This window comes from Acidipropionibacterium timonense (assembly GCF_900605005.1).
Taxonomy (GTDB): Bacteria; Actinomycetota; Actinomycetes; order Propionibacteriales; family Propionibacteriaceae; genus Cutibacterium; species Cutibacterium timonense.
The window spans coordinates 1860964-1875689 of the sequence record NZ_LR027558.1 but is presented as its reverse complement, the minus strand read 5'-3'; the positions used below and the strand labels follow the sequence as shown (position 1 = coordinate 1875689).

Here is a 14726-nt window from a genome sequence, read left to right as displayed (position 1 = left end):
GGCCGCAGCCTCACTAGGGTGGGGTCATGCCGACACCGGAGTTCATCACGTCCCTGCGCCGCACCGTCGGCCACGACCTGCTGTGGCTGTCCGGGGCGATCGGCGTCGTCCTGCGTGGCCCCGAGGAGCGCCGCGAGCTGCTCATGGTGCGGCGGTCCGACACCGGTGTCTGGACCCCGATCTGCGGCATCGTCGAACCGGGGGAGTGCCCCGACCGCACCGTCGTGCGCGAGGCCAGGGAGGAGGCCGGCGTCGACATCGAGGTCGAGCGGTTCCTCGGGCTCAACGCCGGGCCCGCGATGACCTATCCCAACGGGGACCGCTGCCAGTTCCTCGATCATGCCTTCGTCTGCCGGTGGGTCGGCGGCGAGCCCGAGGTCGGCGACGACGAGTCGAGTGCCGTGGGATGGTTCCCGGTCGACGCCCTGCCGCCGATGCCGATGGGCGATCAGCACGCCCGGACCGTGGCAGCCGCCCTGGCGCCGGCCGGCGAGCCCTTCATGACCGAGCGTGGGGTACCGACCACCGGCCGCTGAGGACGACGGTGCGAGTGTGCCGGTCGCGCGCTCCGGCTCGTGGTGCGTGTGTCCGTGCGCGGCCCACCGCTGGGCCGCTGTCGCACGCTCATGTGGACGCCGTGAGGTGAAACTTAGGTAAGCCTATGCTAATTTCATCGCTGTCCAATTATGAGCACGTTCGCGTTGCGTAAATGATGGCGGCCCCGCCGACCCGATCCCACGCCGACGCGGACCATGACGTCAGGAACGACATGTCCTTCAGTCGACGATCCTTCCTCGCCACCGCGACCGCCCTGGCCGTCGCCCCACTGGTCGGCTGCGGCCGGACGACGAGTGCCGGGTCCACCCCCAGCCCCTCGACCAAGCGCGCCGTGGTCCTCGAGTTCGCCGCCGCCGACACCCTGGCCGCCCTGGGCCGGGCCGACGCCGTGGTCGGGCTCACGAGGAAGGCGCTGCCGCCGGCCCTGGCCAAGGCCTACACCTCGAGCTCGATCGTCAACGTCGGCGGGCTCAAGGACGTCGACATCGACAAGGTCGCCTCGGCCCAGCCCGACGTCATCTGCTACGGGGGCCGACAGGAGGACAAGAAGTCGGAGCTGGCCAAGATCGGTGCGCAGCTCATCGACACCCAGGTCGACGGGTCCAAGGGCACGATCGCCCACAACCGGCAGATCGTCACCCGCCTGGCCGATCTCTACGGGGCCGGTGACGCTGCGACCAAGGCTCTCGCCACGATCGACAGCAAGGTCGCCGCGGTGCGCGCGAAGGCGTCGACCGCGGGGCCGACCCTCGTCCTCATGGTCTCCGGTGGCAAGCTCTCGGCCTTCGGCGCCGGGTCGCGGTTCGACCTCATCTTCAACGAGCTGGGCCTCACCCCCGCCCTCAAGGCCTCCGGCGCCTCCGGCGGACGCCACGGCACTCCGATGTCGATGGAGGCGGTCGCCCAGCTCGACCCGACGACGATCCTCGTCCTCGACCGCGACCGGGCCATCGGTCAGGCCGACGCCCAGCCGGCCGCCAAGGTGCTCGACAACACGATCATCGCCGCCACGAAGGCCGCCAGGCAGGGGCGCATCGGCTATCTCGACGGACCCTCCTGGTACCTCGTCGGCGGTGGTCTGACGACGATGGGTCTCATGATCGACGACATCGCGAAGGCGGTCGAGCGGGCGTGAGCGTCGTGACGCGCACGTCCCACCCCACGGCGATGGCCCCGGCGCGACGCACCATCGGTCCGGTCCGCGGCTCCTGGGCGGTCGCCATCGGCACGCTGGTGGCCCTCACCACAGTGAGCGTCCTCGTCGGGGCCGCGGACGTGCCGCTGTCCGACCTCGTCTCCGGTCGACTCACCGCCAACCAGTGGGTCGTCCTGCTCGACTCCCGACTGCCGAGAACGGCGGCGGCCCTGCTCGCTGGCGCGTCGATGGCGCTGTGCGGACAGATCATGCAGGTGCTCACGGCCAACCGCTTCGTCGAGCCGACGACGACCGGGACGACCCAGTCGGCCGGGCTCGGGCTGGTGCTGGCCATGGTCCTCGCCCCGGGGCTGCCCGTCATGGGGCGGATGCTCGTGGCGACGCTGGCCGCCCTGACCGGGACCGCCCTCTTCCTCGGGGTCATCAGCCTGGTGCGGACCAGGGGGGTCCTCATGGTGCCCCTGGTGGGGATGATGCTCGCCGGCGTCATCGACTCGGTCGCCGCCCTGGTCGCCATGAACACCGACCTCATGCAGATGCTCGGCACGTGGATGACCGGCGACCTCTCGGCCGTCATCGCCGGTCGCTACGAGCTGTTGTGGATCGTCGGGGTCCCGTGCGTCGTCGCCTGGCTGGCCGCAGACCGGTTCACCATCGCCGGCCTGGGATCGGACGTCACGACGAACCTCGGCCTGTCCCACGCCCGGATCATGGCCCTGGGCATGGGGGTCGTCTCGGTGGTCAGCGCCGTCGTCGTCGTCACCGTCGGTGCGCTGCCCTTCCTCGGGCTCGTCGTGCCCAACCTCGTCCGGCTCCTCCTGGGTGACGACACCCGTCGCACCGTCGGGTGGGTCGCCTGCTGCGGGGCCGCCATGGTCGTCGGCTGCGACGTCCTCGGGCGAGTGCTGCCGGCACTGACGAATGGCCTTCTGGGGCGGGGATTCCACGGCGTCGGCGAGGTCCCGGTGGGCACGGTCATGGGGATCGTCGGTGGCGGCGTCCTCCTCGTGGCCCTGGGACGTCTCGCGGCGCCGGCGCGGGGGAGGGCGTGATGGCGTCCGTCCTGTCCGAACCGGTCGCGGTCCGCCAGCCCACCCGGCCCGTCGTCCCCCAGACGACCCTGGTGCTGCTGGGCCTGTCCCTCCTGGCGGCCGCGCTCCTGGCGCTGCTCCTGGGCGACCTCGTCCGCGGCGAACCGGGGACCCGACTGTTCTCCTTCACCCTCGACCACGCGGCCCGCCAGGTCGGCGCCATGGTGCTCGTCGCCGCCGCGGTAGGGGCCTCCACGGTGACCTTCCAGACGATCACCGCCAACCGCATCCTCACCCCGTCCCTGCTCGGGATGGACGCCATCCACCTGCTCGTGCGCACCGCGATCATCCTCGTCTCCGGGCAGTCGAGCCTCGGCGTCGTCGGTCAGGCGGCGCTGTCGGGGGCCGCCATGGTGGCCATCACCTGCGGCCTCTACGGCTGGCTCATGGTGCGTTGGCGGGTGCCGCTCGACCTCCTGCTGCTCATCGGTCTCGTCGTGGCCGCGGTCGTCCGGTCGGGTCAGGGGTACCTCGTGCGGATCATGGACCCCACGAGTCATCTGTCGGTGCAGCAGGCGATGTTCGCCTCCTTCACCGCCGTCGACGCCCGCCTCCTGACGGTCGCCGCCGTCGTCGTCACGGCCTGCCTGACAGCTCTCGTGGCGTGGCGACACCGACTCGACGTCATGCTCCTGGGACGTGACGACGCCGTCGGACTCGGTGTCGACCATGACCGGATGACCATCGCCGTCCTCGTCGTCTGCGCCGTCCTCATGTCCGTGTCGACGGCCCTCGTCGGACCGGTCGCCTTCTTCGGTCTCGTCGTGTCGAACGCCGCCTACGCCCTGGTGGGACGCCGCCACGGAGCCGCCCTGCCGGCCGCCGTCCTGCTCGGCGTCATCGCCCTGGTCGGTGGCCAGTGGGTGCTGCGGACGATCTCGCTCGAGGCATCCCTGTCGGTCGTCATCGAACTCGCCGGTGGCGTCGTCTTCCTCGTCCTCCTGCTGTCCGGAAAGGATCGGTCATGACCATCTCGCCGCTCACCCGCTCGCACCACGCCGACGCCGCGTCCTGCGACCCCCGGGGCCCGGGACTGCACGCACGGTCGGTGAGCCACTCCTACGGGTCCCAGCTCGTCCTGGCCGACGTCGACCTCGATCTCGACGGTGGTCTGGTGAGCCTCATCGGCCCCAACGGGGCGGGCAAGTCGACCCTCCTGGCCGTCCTGTCCCGACTCATCCGCCCGGCAGCCGGTGAGGTGTGGGTCGACGGGCTCGACGTCCACCGGACCGACTCGCGGAGGATCGCCAGGAGTCTGGCGGTGCTGCGCCAGTCCTCCCCGGTCGAGGGTGGGCTCACCGTCCGTGAGCTCGTCTCGTTCGGGCGGTTCCCGCACCACCGCGGGCATCCCGGCACGGTCGACCGTGAGCTCGTCGAGGCCGCCCTCGACCGGGTCGGGGTGGCCGACCTGGCCGGACGCCGCATGACGGAGTTGTCGGGTGGGCAGCGTCAGCTCGTGCGGATCGCCATGGTCCTGGCCCAGGACACCCGGTTCGTCCTGCTCGACGAGCCCCTCAACAACCTCGACCTCACGCACATGGTGCAGGTCATGGCGGTGGCCCGTGATCTGGCCGACGAGGGCAGGACGGTGGTCTGTGTCATCCATGACGTCAACATCGCCGCGGCCTGGTCGGACCACATGGTCGGCATGAGGGACGGCCGGGTGCGCTGGCAGGGGACACCGCGCCAGGTCATGGACCCCGACCACCTCGCGATGCTCTACGACATGAGGATCCCGGTCGACGAGGTGGCCGGGTTGCCGGTGGCTGCCTACTACGCGGCGCGTGTGGGCGAGGTGCTGGTCGGCGAGGGCAGGCCGGAGCGCACGGCCTGAACCGGCGGGCGGAAAGGGCGGAAAGACGAGTCGCTCGACGGGGGCGATCCGATGCGCCGCGCCCGTCCGGGGGTGGACAATGGCCCGGTGACGAAGATTGCACTGGCCATTGCAGGCTCGGAGGCCACCGGCGGAGCCGGGGCCCAGACCGACATCAAGACCTTCCACCAGCTCGGGGTGTACGGGTGCACGGCGTTGACGTGCATCGTCTCCTTCGACCCGAACAACGGCTTCGGCCACCGCTTCGTGCCGGTCGACCCGCAGGTCATCCACGACCAGATCGAGGCCTCCGTCGGCGTCCACAGCCACATCGACGCCGTGAAGATCGGCATGCTCGGCACCCCGACGACGATCGGCGTCGTCGCCGACGCCCTGCGTGAGTACCGCTTCGACAAGGTCGTCCTCGACCCCGTCCTCATCTGCAAGGGCCAGGAGCCCGGCGCCGCCCTCGACACCGACAACGCCCTGCGTGCGCAGGTGCTGCCGCTGGCCGACGTCATCACGCCGAACCTCTTCGAGACCCAGACCCTCGCCGGGGTCGACGAGATCACCTCGGTCGAGGCCCTCAAGGACGCCGCCAAGCGCATCCACGACCAGGGTGTCCCGGTCGTCCTGGCCAAGGCCGGAACCCTGCTGGACACCGGTACCGCCCTCGACGTCTTCTACGACGGCAGCACCCTCGAGGTGCTCGAGGTGCCCGCTGTCGGGCAGGAGCGGGTCTCCGGTGCCGGGTGCACCCTGGCGGCCGCCGTCACTGCGGAGCTTGCCAAGGGTGCGACCCCGCTCGACGCCTGCCGGACCGCCAAGAACGTCGTCGTCTCGGCCATCGAGCACCGGATGCACGGCAAGGCGCCCTTCGACTACGCCTACCAGGGCTGCTACCAGGCCTGACCGGGTGGCCCGTCCTGGCGGGCCCGCCCGCGGCGCCCGTCGGCCGCGTCCGGTTTGCGCCGACCGGATTGCGCCGACCGGATTGCGCCGACCGTGGGGCGCCGCTCAGACGGGCATCCGGGCGCAGGCGGCGTCGAAGCGTCGCGTCAGGGCCCGGCTCGGCCGGACGAACCAGTCGGGCACCGGGTCACGTCCGCCCGGCCTGGTCCAGGTGCCGATGACCCGGCCGTTCTCGATGACGGTGTGCTTGAACATCCCGTTGTTCCCCGGGCAGATGCGTGCCTCGTCGGACGGGGGGACGGTGCAGGTGCGGTCCCGGTAGCCCAGGACGAGTTCCTCGAAACCACTGGCCAGGACCATGGTCCGGCAGGCGTCGAGCGCCTCCTGGCTCACCTGGGCGAGGTCGGCCCCGTGCCACAGGTCACGACCCGCGACCGTCGTCGTCGCCAGGACGCCGTCCTCCCGCAGACGCCGGGCCGCCGGGCCGAGCACCGACTTCGTGAGCCCGCACCAGCGCACGAGGTCGTCCATCGTGGCCGGTCCGTGGCTGGTGAAGTACCGCAGACAGAACGTCGTCGCAGGGTCGGGTGGCAGGGCTCGGTCGAGTGGCAGGGGCAGGTCGAGGGGCACGAGGAGCTGCGCGCCGTCGACGACCGGCCCCAGGGCCATGAGTCCGTCGTGACACAGGGTCATGACGAGGTGGTACCCCCGTTGCGGGACGCCGTCGATGACCCCGTCGGCGGCCCACAGGCCGACGAGTTCGTCGCGCCCACGGGGCCGCTCGGCCAGGGCCTCGCGGGCAAGACCTCTGGCGCGGTCGAGGAGGGTGTCGTCGATCCCCAGCTGTGCGCGTCGTCGGGCCGCCTGGGCGAACATCCGGGGCGAGGTGAGGGCCAGCAGCCAGGGCAGGTCGGAGCGGGCGACCGTGTGCAGCGTGCCCCGCATCGGCCAGGTGCGCACGAGGTCGGTGTCGAAGGCGGCGGTCGCCTCGCCGATCGAGCGGGCGGCCGTGCGCAGGGCCAGGGTGTGCAGGGCTCCGCGCCAGTCCTGGGACTGCAGCGCCCCGATCCGCGAGACCTCCTCGGGCAGGGTTGCGGCCACCTCCCCGGCCGGGCTCGTGGCCCCCGTGCCCAGCCCCAGCCCGACCATCCGCAGCAGGGACACCGTCGTCGGGTCGGAGAGATCGTGGACCCCGACCCGCGTGCCTCCACTCATGCCTTGAACACCGGCCGGATCGACAGCTCCTCGATCATGGCCTCCCGGCTGGCCTCCAGAGCCAGCCGGACGGTCGCCGCCACCGACTCGGGACGCAGGTGCTCCTCGGCGACGTAGGGCCGACCCATCCGGGCCTGGAGGTCGACCTGCATGTCGGTGTCGACCCGCCCCGGGTGGATCGACGTCACCCGGACCACCCCGCGCTCCTCCTCGCGCAGGGCATGGGTGAGGGCACGCAGGGCGTACTTCGAGGCGGCGTAGATGCCCCCGCCCGGGCCGGGACGATTGAAGCCCGAGCCCGAATTGATCATGACGACGTCGCCGTGGGCCTCGCGCAGCAGGGGCAGGAGCAGCCGGGTGAGGTCGGCCACCGCGACGACGTTGAGCTCGAGCACCCGGCGCCACTCCTCGCGTGGGGCCAGAGCGACCTCGCCGGGGGACCGGTTGCCGACCCCGGCGCTGTGGACGAGGGCGTCGAGTCGGGTGATCCCGTCGGCGGCGGCCGCGGTCTCCTCGGCGTCGGACAGATCGGCGACGAAGGGTTCGGCGTCGGGCAGCTGCGCGACGACGGCGTCGACCCCCCGGCGTGTCGTGCCGCCGACGATGACGTGGTGGTCGCGGCCGAGCTCCAGGGCGATGGCCCGGCCGATGCCGCGGGAGGCGCCGGTGACGAGGACGGAGGGGCGGGCAGGTGTCGTGTCGGTCATGGCAGGAACGATACGGGCGGGCGAGGACAGTTCCGGCGTGCCCCGACACCCGGTCCCCGTCCGGTCCTTCCCCCAGACGGCAGGACCGCGAAGTTCTGTGACGTCGTGCCCCCTTTGGCGGAGAATCGTCCGTCCCCGGCCGTATCGTGATCGAAAACTCCGCGATCCAGGAGCACGGTCATGACACAGAGTTCAGGTGAGGTTCGTTCCGAGGTGGGCCGGCTGCGCACGGTCATGCTGCACCGCCCGGGTGACGAGCTGCGGCGTCTCACCCCGCGCAATTCCGACGCCCTCCTCTTCGACGGTCTGCCCTGGGTCGACCAGGCCCAGCGCGACCACGACCACTTCGCCGAGCTGCTCACCGAACGCGGGGTCGAGGTGCTCCTCCTGCGCGACCTGCTCGTCGAGACCCTCGAGCTGCCCGAGGCGCGCCGGCAGGCCCTCGACGACACCCTGTGCGACCTGCGCTACGGCGACTCCCTCAAGGCCTACCTCCAGGCGAGGATGTCGGAGCTGTCGAGTGATGCCCTGGCCGAGGCCCTCGTCGCCGGGCTCTCGGCCACCGAGCTGGCCGGGCTCGAACCGGCGGCACCGAACTCGCTCGTCACCGCCCTGCTGGCCCCCGAGGAGTTCGTCATCGACCCGCTGCCCAACCTCCTGTTCACCCGCGACTCGAGCGTGTGGATCGGGGACCACCCGGCCGTCACCTCGCTCACCATGCCGGCCCGACGCCGCGAGACCCAGCTCACCGAGCTCATCTACACCTTCCATCCCCGGTTCGCCGGGTTCGAGCAGTGTCACAGCTGGCGTCAGGAGAAGCTCGAGGGCGGCGACGTCATGCACCTGGCCGCCGGGGTCATGGCCGTCGGCGTGGGCGAGCGCACCTCGCCGGCCGGCGCCGAGCGGATCGCCCGCACCGCGCTGGGGCTCGGCGTCGCCCACACCGTGCTCGTCGTGCCGATCCACCAGCGCCGCGCGACGATGCACCTCGACACCGTGTGCACCATGGTCGACGTCGACTCGGTCGTCATGTACCCGCAGATCGCCGACTCCCTCCGGGCGCTGCCGGTCACCGCCGAGGGGGACGACATCCGCGTCGGGGCCCCGCAACCCTTCCTCGCCGCGGCGGCAGCGGCCATGGGCATCGACCGCATGAAGGTCATCGACACCGGGCTCGACCCGGTCACCGCCGAGCGGGAGCAGTGGGACGACGGCAACAACACCCTGGCGGTGGCGCCGCGGGTCGTCGTCGCCTACAACCGCAACACGGAGACGAACCGGCGCCTCGAGGAGGCCGGGGTCGAGGTGCTGACGATCTCCGGCGCCGAACTGGGGTCGGGGCGTGGTGGTCCGCGGTGCATGTCGTGCCCGATCCTCCGCGAGCCGCTGGAGGGCTGAGCCGGTCAGGGAGGTTGGTCCCGGGCCGGTAGGCTCGCCCCGTGACCGATCGACGCCGCCCTCGTCCGGGCCTTCACGGCCTCGTCGTCATGGTGGTGGCCGGGGGCCTGGCCCTCACCGGCTGTTCCGGGTCGGCACCGTCCGCCATGACGACGCCGAGCCCGTCCGTCCCGGCGACCGTCGCGACCACGAGCCACGACACGACCCACGCCACCTTGTCGTCGCGGGGATTCGAGCACGGCCCGGCCGACTTCCCGCTGCCCGCCGGGCTCGACATCACCTACAGCGTCGACAACCCCAACAACGTCACCGTCGTCATCGACCCCGCCCAGGGTGAGGCGACCTACCGGTTCCTGCGCACCCATCTGGCCGCGGCGGGGTTCACCGTGACCGCTGACGCCAACTCCTCGCTGGTCTTCTCGGGGCACGGGTGGACCGGTGCGTACACGGCCTCGGTGGAGACGGCTGCCCTCACCCTGCGGACAGGGCCGGTCGGCTGAGCATCAGGCCCGCGTCCAGAGGTCCTGCCAGGGCACGTCGAGGTCGAGCAGGGTCTGACGCACCAGCGGCAGCGAGATCCCGGTGACATTGTGCGGGTCGCCCACGATACGCGTGATGAACGGGGCCCCGAGACCGTCCAGGGTGAACGCCCCGGCCACCTTCTCGGGCTCCCCGGTGGCCGCGTAGGCGGCGATCTCGGCGTCGGTGAGATCGGCGAAGGTGAGGATCGTCGTGCCCACCCGAGTCGAACTGCGGGTGCCGCGCTCGTCGTGGACGACGATGTGGTGCCCGGTGACGAGGACCCCGCTGCGACCGCGCATCCGGTACCACCAGCGGATCGCGCGCTCCGGCGTCAACGGTTTGCCGAGCACCCGGCCGTCGAGGTCGAGCACCGAGTCGCAGGCGACGAGGACAGTCGGTCGGTCGAGGCAGATCCGCTCCAGCACCGCCTCGGCCTTGAGCCGTGCCAGCCGTGCCGTGAGGTCGGCGGCCGGTTCGTCGGGCAGCGGCGTCTCGTCGACGTCCGAGGCGATGACCTGCGGGTCGATCCCGGCCGCCCGCAACTGCGCCAACCGGGCCGGTGACTTCGAGGCCAGGACGAAGCGATGCGCCATGGCCCTCAGTACCGTCTCAGCGACCCACGCCAGGCGGCCTGGCCCGGCATGAAGATCTCGCGGATGGGACGCCAGTAGGACTTCCACCCGAAGGCGATGACGCTGTCGGGGGCGTGCGGAGCCCCGACAGGCTGGGTGACGGCGGCCAGCACGGCGACGAGCGCCCCGAGCTCCTCGTCGGACAGGTGGCCCTTGACGATCTGGACGGCCGGGGCGGCGTCCACCCCGGCTTCCGTCGGCTGCGTGTCCATGGCGGTCACAGCGGGATGTTCCCGTGCTTCTTGGGCGGCAGCACCTCGCGCTTGGAGCGCAGCAGCCGCAGCGTCCGGATGACCGACTCGCGGGTCTCGTGCGGGTGGATGACGAGGTCGACCCAGCCGCGCTCGGCGGCCTGGTACGGGTTCGACAGGGTCGTCTCGTACTCGTCGACGAGCTTGGCGCGCAGGGCGGTGGGGTCCTCGGCGCGGGCCAGGTCCTTGCGGTGGAGGATGCTCACCGCCCCGTCGGCGCCCATGACGGCGATCTGGGCGGTCGGCCAGGCCAGGTTGATGTCGGCGCCCAGGTGCTTGGATCCCATGACGATGTACGCGCCGCCGTAGGCCTTGCGGGTGACGACGGTGAGCACCGGCACGGTGGCCTCGGCGTAGGCGTAGATGAGTTTGGCCCCGCGCCGGATGATGCCCCGATGCTCCTGCTGGACCCCGGGCAGGAACCCGGGGGTGTCGACGAAGGTGAGCACCGGGATGTTGAAGCAGTCGCAGGTGCGCACGAACCGGGACGCCTTCTCGGCGGCGTCGATGTCGAGGGTGCCGGCATTGACGAGCGGCTGGTTGGCGACGATGCCGATCGCCCGACCCTCGATGCGTCCGAAGCCGCAGAGGATGTTCGGGGCGAAGAGCTCGTGGACCTCGAGGAAGGTGTCCTCGTCGAGCACGGTGGTGATGACCTCGTGCATGTCGTAGGGCTGGTTCGACTCGTCGGGGATGAGGACGTCGAGCTCGCGGTCGCGGTCGGTGATGGTGAGGTCGGCGTCCTCCTCGTCGTAGACCGGCGGGTCCTCGAGGTTGTTCTGCGGCAGGTAGCTCAGCAGGTCGCGGACGTACTCGAGGGCGTCCTCCTCGTTGGCCGCCAGGTAGTGCGAGTTGCCGGAGACCTGGGAGTGGGTGCGGGCCCCACCGAGTTCCTCGAGGGACACGTCCTCGCCGGTGACCGACTTGACGACGGCCGGCCCGGTGATGAACATCTGCGAGGTCTGGTCGACCATGACGATGAAGTCGGTGAGGGCGGGGGAGTACACGTGGCCGCCGGCTGCCGCGCCCATGATGACGGAGATCTGCGGGATGACGCCGGAGGCCCGGGTGTTGCGGCGGAAGATCTCGCCGTACATGGCCAGGGAGGCCACGCCCTCCTGGATACGTGCGCCGCCGCCGTCGTTGATGCCGATGAGCGGGCAACCGGTCTTGACGGCGAAGTCGATGACCTTGCAGATCTTCTCGCCGTAGACCTCGCCCAGGGAACCGCCGAAGATCGTCGCATCCTGGCTGAAGACACACACCGGGCGGCCGTGGATGGCGCCCACGCCGGTGACGACGCCGTCGGTGTACGGGCGGTTGTGATCCATGCCGAAGTTCGTCGACCTGTGCCGGGCGAACTCGTCCAGCTCGGCGAAGGTGCCCTCGTCGAGGAGTCGCAGCACCCTCTCCCGGGCCGTCATCTTGCCCTTGGCGCGGTGCTTCTCCACCGCGGCGGCGGGAGCCGCATTGACCGCCTCGTCGATACGTCGTCCCAGGTCGGCGATCTTGCCGGCCGTCGTGTGGATGTCGATCTCCATGAGCCGAGACTATCCGTTCGGCCGGGGGTGCTGGGCCGCTGAGATGGCAATTGGGCGCCGGGACGCAGATGTCGGTGTCCGTGGTGGGGATGGGGGCTCGGAGTCGGGGGTCCAGCCCCGTCCCCGGCGTGGACATCGGGACCGCGGCGCCAGTTCCCGTGACCGCAATGTGGCGCAGGAACCATCGAGGTGGGGTCCTCGGGCGTCGCAAGATCCTCGCGTGCCACATTGCGGTCATGGGGAGTGGGCATTCCTGAGTCGTCGGGAGTCGGCTGTCGGGGGTGGCCCCAGAGCACGGGGGGTCACGGGGCGCAGGGGGTCACGGGGCGCAGGTGGCCGCGGGCCGGGTCAGGCGGGTGCGTCCTCGGTCCGGTGGTGAGGCGGCTCGGCACCGAGCCCGTAGGCTGGGCCGGTGCCCACGACCCCACCGCCCGATTCCCGACGCATCAGCGACCTCGCCCCCGACACTCTCTTCACCCGACCGGGGTCCGGCGGGGTGACCTGCATCGACTCGACGGTCTCGACCAACAGCGACATGGCCGAGTTCGTCCACCTCGGCGGCACTCTGCCGCGGGTACTCATCGCCGACCATCAGGACGGCGGCCGAGGGCGGTTCGAACGGCGCTGGCAGGACGTCCCGGGCACCGCGGTGGCCCTCTCGGCACTCGTCCCGGCCGACCGCCCGGCCGAGGAGTGGGGTTGGCTGTCCCTCATCTGTGGCCTGTCGGTTGCCGCGGCCATCGAGGAGGCCACCGGGGCCGAGCGTTCCAGGGTCACCCTCAAGTGGCCCAACGACGTCCTCATCGACCTCGGCCGGGACCACGGCGGCAAGGTCTGCGGCATCCTCTGCGAGCGGGTCGCCGGGCCGGCCGGGACCCACGCCGTCCTGGGCATCGGCCTCAACGTGTCGATGGGACGCGACGAACTGCCGGTGCCCACCGCGACGTCCCTGCACCTGTGCGGTCTGTCCGAGGACAAGGACGCTCTCATCGCCGCCCTGCTGCGCCACCTCGACCGCTACCTGCAGCAGTGGGCGAGCACCGGCACCGCCGCCGGGGCGTACCGGGACCGGTGCGACACCCTCGGCCAGCCGGTACGCCTCACTTTCGACACGCAGACCGTCGGCGGGGAGTCGATCGACGGACGGACGGTCGTCGACGGGGTCGGCGTCGACGTCGACGACACCGGCGCCATCGTCGTGCGGACCGACGAGGGCCTGCGGACCTTCGCGGCGGCCGACGTCACCCACCTGCGACCGCGCTGAGGACGAGCCGGCCACCCTTCCCGAAGGGCGGAACAACCGGCACCGCGCTCGGCCCGACCCCGTGCGACGATGGGGGCACCACCCGTCGACGTGGACGGGTCCGACGACGAGGTGAATGATGACCGACGCCCTCATGGCCAGCCCCTTGGTTCGCGACATCGGCAAGTCCCCCGACGAGTTCACCCGCTCCGACATCGTCGAGTGGATGGCCGACCACGAGGTCCGTCTCGTCGACCTGCGCTACGTGGCCGGTGACGGACGCCTCAAGACCCTGTCCTTCGCCCCGGCCGACCGACGCCACCTCGAGCGGATCCTCACCATGGGGGAGCGGGTGGACGGCTCGAGCCTCTTCGGGTTCGTCTCGGCGACGTCCTCCGACGTCTACGTCGTCCCGCGGCTGTCGACCGCCTTCCTCGATCCCTTCGCCACCGAGCCCACCCTCGACCTCCTGTGCGCCTTCCACGACGCCGACGGCAACCTCCTCGAGTCGGCCCCGACGACCGTCCTGGGGCGCGCCGACGCCCTGCTGCGGGAGCGGACCGGGGCCCACCTGGAGGCCCTTGGTGAACTCGAGTACTACGTCGCCACCCCCGACGACGGCCAGTACCCGGCGGTGGACCAGCGGGGGTACCACGAGTCCGAGCCCTTCGCCAAGGGGGCGCAGATCCGCCGAGAGGCGCTCTCCCTCATCGCCCGGATCGGCGGACACGTCAAGTACGGCCACGCGGAGGTGGGGTCGTACCAAGTCGACGGCACCGTGTGGTCGCAGCACGAGATCGAGTACCTGCCGGTGCCCGTGGCCGAGGCGGCCGACCAGATCGTCCTCGGCAAGTGGATCCTGCGCCGGGTCGCCCAGCGCCACGGCGCCCTGGTGACCTTCGCGCCCAAGTTGTTGGTCGGGCAGGCCGGGTCGGGGATGCACGTCCACAGTCGCCTCGTGCGCGACGGCGTCAACCTCCTCGTCGCCGATAACGGTCTGAGCGACGATACCCGGCGTCTCATCGCCGGGTATCTCGCCGCCGCACCGGCCCTCACCGCCTTCGGCAACACGGTGCCGACCTCCTACCTGCGCCTGGTGCCGCACCAGGAGGCGCCGACGTCGATCTGTTGGGGCAAGCGCAACCGCTCGGCCCTGGTGCGGGTGCCGCTGGGGTGGGACGGCGTCGACGACTCGATGATGCACGTCGACAACCCCGCCGAACCGGTCGTCGTCGACGACCCCGCGGCCGGCGGCACCGATCCACAGACCGTCGAGCTGCGGTCGGGGGACGGCTCGGCCCATCCGCACCTGCTCCTGGCGGCCATGACGATGGCGGCCCTCGACGGCCTCACCAGGCCCGATGCCCTCGACCTGGCCGAGAAACTCCACGTCGTCGGGGACGCCTCGGCGCGCACCGACCTGGCCCAGCTGCCCGGCTCGTGCGTCGAGTCGGCGCGGGCGCTGCGTGAGGGTCGGGCGACCTTCGAGGAGGGAGGGGTCTTCCCGCCCGGGCTCATCGACGCCCAGGCTGCGGCCCTCGAGGCCTTCGCGGACGAGGGCCTGGCCGCGCGCCTCGACGCCGACCCGACCGCCCTCACCGAGGTCGTCACGAGGTTCCTTCACTGCGGCTGACGCGGGTTCGTCGCGGGCTGCTCGTGCCCGGACCACTCCGTCCGGTGTGCCCGG

General features: G+C 71.4%; 15 protein-coding genes. 10 read left to right on the top strand and 5 right to left on the bottom strand.

Features of this window, described 5'->3' with window-relative positions:
• Positions 1-26: 26 nt before the first annotated feature.
• From E0E30_RS08910 to E0E30_RS08885, 6 genes are all read left to right on the top strand, one after another.
• Positions 27-536 carry an NUDIX hydrolase gene (locus tag E0E30_RS08910; RefSeq protein ID WP_130865963.1) on the top strand — a complete coding sequence of 170 codons (510 nt, stop codon included), beginning with the start codon at positions 27-29 and terminating at the stop codon, positions 534-536.
• Positions 537-769: 233 nt separating this feature from the next.
• Positions 770-1693, top strand: coding sequence for a siderophore ABC transporter substrate-binding protein (locus E0E30_RS08905; RefSeq protein WP_167853920.1), 924 nt, complete (start codon positions 770-772; stop codon positions 1691-1693).
• The gene (locus E0E30_RS08900; RefSeq protein ID WP_130865961.1) at positions 1690-2766 is read left to right on the top strand and encodes an ABC transporter permease; all 1077 of its coding nucleotides are present in this window, start codon (positions 1690-1692) and stop codon (positions 2764-2766) included. The genes E0E30_RS08905 and E0E30_RS08900 overlap by 4 nt, the downstream gene beginning before the upstream one ends.
• Positions 2766-3773, top strand: coding sequence for an iron chelate uptake ABC transporter family permease subunit (locus E0E30_RS08895; protein ID WP_130865960.1), 1008 nt, complete (start codon positions 2766-2768; stop codon positions 3771-3773). The genes E0E30_RS08900 and E0E30_RS08895 overlap by 1 nt, the downstream gene beginning before the upstream one ends.
• The gene (locus tag E0E30_RS08890; protein ID WP_130865959.1) at positions 3770-4639 is read left to right on the top strand and encodes an ATP-binding cassette domain-containing protein; all 870 of its coding nucleotides are present in this window, start codon (positions 3770-3772) and stop codon (positions 4637-4639) included. The genes E0E30_RS08895 and E0E30_RS08890 overlap by 4 nt, the downstream gene beginning before the upstream one ends.
• Positions 4640-4726: 87 nt before the next feature.
• Positions 4727-5530, top strand: coding sequence for a hydroxymethylpyrimidine/phosphomethylpyrimidine kinase (locus E0E30_RS08885; RefSeq protein ID WP_130865958.1), 804 nt, complete (start codon positions 4727-4729; stop codon positions 5528-5530).
• Between the two features lie 105 nt (positions 5531-5635).
• Here E0E30_RS08885 and E0E30_RS08880 read toward each other — a convergent pair whose 3' ends face one another.
• Together E0E30_RS08880 and E0E30_RS08875 are read right to left on the bottom strand one after the other, a co-directional pair.
• Positions 5636-6745 carry a winged helix DNA-binding domain-containing protein gene (locus E0E30_RS08880; protein WP_130865957.1) on the bottom strand — a complete coding sequence of 370 codons (1110 nt, stop codon included), beginning with the start codon at positions 6743-6745 and terminating at the stop codon, positions 5636-5638.
• Entirely contained in the window at positions 6742-7452 is a 711-nt protein-coding gene (locus E0E30_RS08875; RefSeq protein WP_130865956.1) for an SDR family oxidoreductase, read from the bottom strand. The genes E0E30_RS08880 and E0E30_RS08875 overlap by 4 nt, the downstream gene beginning before the upstream one ends.
• A gap of 180 nt (positions 7453-7632) precedes the next feature.
• Here E0E30_RS08875 and E0E30_RS08870 point away from each other — a divergent pair, with 180 nt between their 5' ends.
• Positions 7633-8850 (top strand): arginine deiminase, encoded by a 1218-nt coding sequence (locus E0E30_RS08870; protein ID WP_130865955.1) that lies wholly within the window; start codon positions 7633-7635, stop codon positions 8848-8850.
• Positions 8851-8891: 41 nt separating this feature from the next.
• Entirely contained in the window at positions 8892-9350 is a 459-nt protein-coding gene (locus tag E0E30_RS13650) for a hypothetical protein (protein WP_245306556.1), read from the top strand.
• 3 nt (positions 9351-9353) lie between these two features.
• On the opposite strand, the gene E0E30_RS08860 is transcribed toward E0E30_RS13650, so the two are convergent.
• From E0E30_RS08860 to E0E30_RS08850, 3 genes are read right to left on the bottom strand one after another with little or no spacing between them, the layout of a single operon-like run.
• On the bottom strand, positions 9354-9965 hold the full coding sequence (locus E0E30_RS08860) for a Maf family protein (protein WP_130865954.1): 612 nt from the start codon (positions 9963-9965) through the stop codon (positions 9354-9356).
• A gap of 5 nt (positions 9966-9970) precedes the next feature.
• On the bottom strand, positions 9971-10216 hold the full coding sequence (locus E0E30_RS08855) for an acyl-CoA carboxylase subunit epsilon (RefSeq protein WP_130866826.1): 246 nt from the start codon (positions 10214-10216) through the stop codon (positions 9971-9973).
• 5 nt (positions 10217-10221) lie between these two features.
• Positions 10222-11796 carry an acyl-CoA carboxylase subunit beta gene (locus E0E30_RS08850; protein WP_130865953.1) on the bottom strand — a complete coding sequence of 525 codons (1575 nt, stop codon included), beginning with the start codon at positions 11794-11796 and terminating at the stop codon, positions 10222-10224.
• Positions 11797-12301: 505 nt separating this feature from the next.
• Here E0E30_RS08850 and E0E30_RS08845 point away from each other — a divergent pair.
• Positions 12302-13060 carry a biotin--[acetyl-CoA-carboxylase] ligase gene (locus E0E30_RS08845; RefSeq protein ID WP_280953312.1) on the top strand — a complete coding sequence of 253 codons (759 nt, stop codon included), beginning with the start codon at positions 12302-12304 and terminating at the stop codon, positions 13058-13060.
• A gap of 118 nt (positions 13061-13178) precedes the next feature.
• Positions 13179-14672 (top strand): glutamine synthetase family protein, encoded by a 1494-nt coding sequence (locus tag E0E30_RS08840; RefSeq protein ID WP_130865951.1) that lies wholly within the window; start codon positions 13179-13181, stop codon positions 14670-14672.
• Positions 14673-14726 lie beyond the last annotated feature (54 nt).

Excerpts from the sequence above, each read along its gene's own strand:
- E0E30_RS08890 (WP_130865959.1), top strand. The coding sequence starts at position 3,770 with ATGACCATCTCGCCGCTCACCCGCTCGCACCACGCCGACGCCGCGTCC.
- E0E30_RS08905 (WP_167853920.1), top strand. The coding sequence starts at position 770 with ATGTCCTTCAGTCGACGATCCTTCCTCGCCACCGCGACCGCCCTGGCC.
- E0E30_RS08850 (WP_130865953.1), bottom strand. The coding sequence starts at position 11,796 with ATGGAGATCGACATCCACACGACGGCCGGCAAGATCGCCGACCTGGGA.
- E0E30_RS08880 (WP_130865957.1), bottom strand. The coding sequence starts at position 6,745 with ATGAGTGGAGGCACGCGGGTCGGGGTCCACGATCTCTCCGACCCGACG.
- E0E30_RS08855 (WP_130866826.1), bottom strand. The coding sequence starts at position 10,216 with ATGGACACGCAGCCGACGGAAGCCGGGGTGGACGCCGCCCCGGCCGTC.
- E0E30_RS08875 (WP_130865956.1), bottom strand. The coding sequence starts at position 7,452 with ATGACCGACACGACACCTGCCCGCCCCTCCGTCCTCGTCACCGGCGCC.
- E0E30_RS08910 (WP_130865963.1), top strand. The coding sequence starts at position 27 with ATGCCGACACCGGAGTTCATCACGTCCCTGCGCCGCACCGTCGGCCAC.
- E0E30_RS08840 (WP_130865951.1), top strand. The coding sequence starts at position 13,179 with ATGACCGACGCCCTCATGGCCAGCCCCTTGGTTCGCGACATCGGCAAG.
- E0E30_RS08870 (WP_130865955.1), top strand. The coding sequence starts at position 7,633 with ATGACACAGAGTTCAGGTGAGGTTCGTTCCGAGGTGGGCCGGCTGCGC.
- E0E30_RS08895 (WP_130865960.1), top strand. The coding sequence starts at position 2,766 with ATGGCGTCCGTCCTGTCCGAACCGGTCGCGGTCCGCCAGCCCACCCGG.
- E0E30_RS08860 (WP_130865954.1), bottom strand. The coding sequence starts at position 9,965 with ATGGCGCATCGCTTCGTCCTGGCCTCGAAGTCACCGGCCCGGTTGGCG.